A 3,726-nucleotide genomic window follows, 5' to 3' on the forward strand; every position below is an offset into this window, starting at 1 on the left:
GCCCTGGTCACGAAGGCCGGAGGCTCGCTCAGCGCGCTTGCGCGCGTGCATCGCATGAGCCCGTCATCCTTCGGCCACAGCCTGCGACGCCCCATCCCCCAGGCGAACCGCGCCATTGCCAGGTTCCTGGGCGTTGCCCTCGTGGACCTCTGGCCTGACTGGTTCGATGAGACCGGCGAACGCCGCAACCTGCCTCGGGCTAGTAGTCACAACCCGACGGCGCGCAAAAGTCAAAACTCGGGCTCGCTTGCAGACCGCCGGAGGGCCGCATGAGCCGTCCGAGTGCAGCAAACCGCCGGGCGCCGGACAAGAGCGCCCTCCGCGAGCAGCCTGCGCGACCCGCCACCCCAGGCGACAGCATCACCTCGATCCCCGCAGCTGAGACCCCCCTCACCGTCGTCGCGGGCGACGGGACCGTCACACCCCCGACATTCCGGCCCGGGCCGATCTCGCCTCCCCATGCGCCCGCCCTGCAGCGTGGTCGGGTGGCGCTCGATCTCGTCGATGTCGCCGACGATCGGCTGCGGGGACGCGATGCCGACTGGGAGGCCCTCATCGCGGCAACCTATGCCGAGATCGGCCAGCTGGTGCCGATCCGGCTGGTGCGGGAAGCCTCCGGGCGATTCATCCTCGACGGCTTCGGCTTCGGCGTTTCTCGTCTCGAGGCGGCCCGGCTCGCGGGGTGGACCGAGATCGACGCCGAATGGTGCGACCGCGCCGCCGTCGACCAGCGCTTCTACCGGCTTCCCGAGATCATCGAGGCGATCGCGAGGCGCCGCCTTACCGCGCTCGACGAGTGCCGCTTCCTCGCCGAGTACAAGGCGATCCACCTGCGGCTCTATCCGGCCGCCGCCAACGGGGGCGACCCACAGAGGAAACAGGTACTTAGGGGCCAGAACGCAAAGATTGCGTTCTGGCAGGTGGCGGCCGAGAGCACCGGCCTCGGCCGCCGCTCGGTCGAGGCCAAGGTGGCGATCTGGGATGGACTCGGCACGGCAGCCCGCAAGCGGCTGGCCGGCTCGCGGCTGGCCGACAACCAGGCGGCGCTGGGCCAGATCGCGGCAGCCACCCATGGCCTGCAGGCCAAGGTGCTGGACCTGCTGCTCGCGATACCGCCCCGGGCCGGCACTGTCGCCGAGGCCATCCTTCTTGCACAGGGCAAACGCCTGCAGAGCGCCGACGACAAGCGCTTCAACGCCGTGGCCGGCAACCTGACCCGGCTCTCGGCCGCGGCGCGGAAGCCGCTCTGGACCGCCTATGCCGACGAGATCATCCCGGTCCTCAGGGGCGAGGGGCTGATCTGATGGCGCGCGACCGGATCACCCTCGACCTGTTCCGCGATTTCGAGCCGCCGGAGGTGGTGGCACGGTTTCCTGCCGAGCAGGTACGGGCGGAAACGCTGGCGGGAAAGCTCAGCCGGGCCGTCAAGGCGACGCTCGATGCCTTCGCCAAGTCCCGCGGCGATACGGCCCTCGCCATGACGGAGTTCCTGGGCGAGGACTGCTCGAAGACGATGCTCGACAAGTACGCGAGCCAGGGCGCGGAACACTCGATCTCGGCCGCACGGCTCGCGGCACTGGTAGCGGTGACGGGCGACCCGAGACCGCTCAATGCGCTGCTCGAGTCGATCGGCCTGATCGTCGTGCCCAAACGATACGAATGGCTGATCCGCCGCGAACGCGCCCGCGAATTGCAGCGCCTCGCCGAACAGGAGGCCGCCGCGGCCGATGCCCAGTGGAGGGCGCAGCGGTGAGCAGCGACAGCATCCGAGTGGCCTGTCCCCCTCCCCCGCTTCGCAGGGGAGGATCACGGTGAAGGTCTGGCTTACTGCGACGGAGATCGCCGATGCGGCAGTCGAGGGACGGCTGCCGGGCCTGCCGACGACCCAGCGCGGGGTGCAGAAGCGGGCCGTTGCCGAGGGCTGGGACCGCTACGGGGGGCAGTGCCGGCGGCGCAAGGGGCGCGAGGGGGGCGGCGGGCTAGAGTATCACATCGACCTGCTGCCGGCGCCGGCGCGACTGCACTACCTGTCGAGCTTCGTGTCGATTGCGACCCCGGCGGCGCGGGCCGAACTCACGCCATCGATCCCCGAGGGCGACGCGCTCACCACGGCCGGGCGGAAGAACCGGGACGCGCGGCTCGCGATCCTCAAGGCGGCGGACCGGTACCGGGACGGCAACGGGCTCTCGAGCGTTGCCTCGGACGGTTTCTTCGTCCTGCTCTACAATGCAGGCCAGGCCGAGATCGCGCCCTGGGTCCGGCCGCTGGTCGGCCGGCTATCGGTGCGCTCGCTGGCGCGCTGGCGCGCGGCGGCAAAGACACGCGGCACCGAGGCCCTGGGTTACGATCCGGCGCTCAACCGCAAGGATACCGGGGTGCTGAGCCGGGCGGCGGGCGGCGAGGTCAAGACCTTCATCCTCGCGCTCCTCGCCAAGAACCAGTTCCTCTCCTCGGACCACATCCGCAACGCGGTGATCGACCGCTTCGCGGTGAGCGACTGCCTCGATGTCGCCGGCCGGCCGACCAGGGTGCCGTCGCGGCGGACCTTTCAGCTGCAGCTCAGCCAGTGGCGTGGCGAGTACGCCAACGCACTCCTCAAGATCCGCGACCCGGACGGTTACCGCTCGCGCGTCGAGATGGTGGCGCTCGGCACCAGCCGGGCCGACCGGCTCAACGAGTGCTGGCAGATCGATGCCTCGCCGCTCGACGCGATCATGCTCTCGGGCAAGCGGCAGGTGATCTATGCGGCGGTCGACGTTTTCTCGCGCAGCACCATCATCCTCGTCACCGCGACGCCGCGGGCCGAGGCGGTCGCCATGCTGGTGCGCAAATGCCTCAAGTCCTGGGGCGTGCCGGAACGGATCAAGACCGACAACGGCTCGGATTTCACCGCTCACGCGACACAGCGCCTGCTGGGTGCGCTGGGCATCGAGATCGAACTGAGCCCGCCCTATTCGCCGCGCTCCAAGCCGCTGGTCGAGCGCGTGATCGGCACCTTCCAGCGCGATTTCGCGGCGACGATTCCCGGCTTTGTCGGCCACAATGTCGGGCAGCGCAGCATCATCGAGAAGCGCAAGGCCTTCTCGCGGCGGCTGAGTCTCGACGACGCGCACCTGTTCGACGCCGACATGAGCGAGGCCGAGGTCGCGGCCTATGCCGACAGCTGGGCCGCGGAAATCTACGCCCACAGCCTGCATGACGGCATCGGCATGACGCCGTTCGCCAAGGCGGCGAGCCATGCCGGCCCGGTGCGACGGATCAGCGACGAGCGGGCGCTCGACATCCTCGTCGCTCCGGTGGTGGGCGGCAACGGCATCCGCACTGTCGGCAAGACCGGTATCCGGGTGAGCGGCGAGGCCTACTACATCGGCACGGTGCCGGTCGGGCGGCAGGTGCTCTGCCGCATGGACCCGGCGGACCTCGGACGGCTGATGGTGTTCGAGCCGGACGGCGAGACCTTCCTCGGGATCGCCGAGTGCCCGGCGCTGCTCGGGCTCGACCCGGTGGAAACGGCAATGCGGGTCAAGGCGCAACAGCAGGCAATGCTCGAGGGCCAGCTGAAGCCGATCCGCGCCGCGATGCGCAAGATCGGGCCCCGCGCCGTCGCCGACGCACAGCTCAATGTGGCGCGGGCCCGGCACGACAACCTGGTCGCCTTCCCGCGCCCGGCCGAGGGGCACTCGACACCGGCGCTCGATGCCGCGGCAGCCGCGGCGCGGCCGGTGG

The 3,726-nt window shown here is 70.2% G+C and carries 4 protein-coding genes; all 4 read left to right on the top strand.

What is annotated here, in order from left to right:
* Positions 1-273 (top strand): helix-turn-helix domain-containing protein (locus tag ACE3TU_RS20185; protein ID WP_374627506.1); only part of this gene is annotated, 273 nt, incomplete at its 5' end.
* Positions 270-1,304, top strand: coding sequence for a hypothetical protein (locus ACE3TU_RS20190; RefSeq protein ID WP_374627508.1), 1,035 nt, complete (start codon positions 270-272; stop codon positions 1,302-1,304). The genes ACE3TU_RS20185 and ACE3TU_RS20190, both read left to right, overlap by 4 nt.
* Positions 1,304-1,753: a hypothetical protein gene (locus ACE3TU_RS20195; RefSeq protein ID WP_374627510.1), complete on the top strand. Its 450-nt coding sequence runs from the start codon at positions 1,304-1,306 to the stop codon at positions 1,751-1,753. Before ACE3TU_RS20190 ends, ACE3TU_RS20195 begins: the two co-directional genes overlap by 1 nt.
* A gap of 58 nt (positions 1,754-1,811) precedes the next feature.
* Positions 1,812-3,726: transposase (locus tag ACE3TU_RS20200; RefSeq protein WP_374627512.1), on the top strand; the 1,915-nt coding region annotated here is incomplete at its 3' end.

Source organism: Devosia sp. (genome assembly GCF_041917035.1).
GTDB lineage: Bacteria > Pseudomonadota > Alphaproteobacteria > Rhizobiales > Devosiaceae > Devosia_A.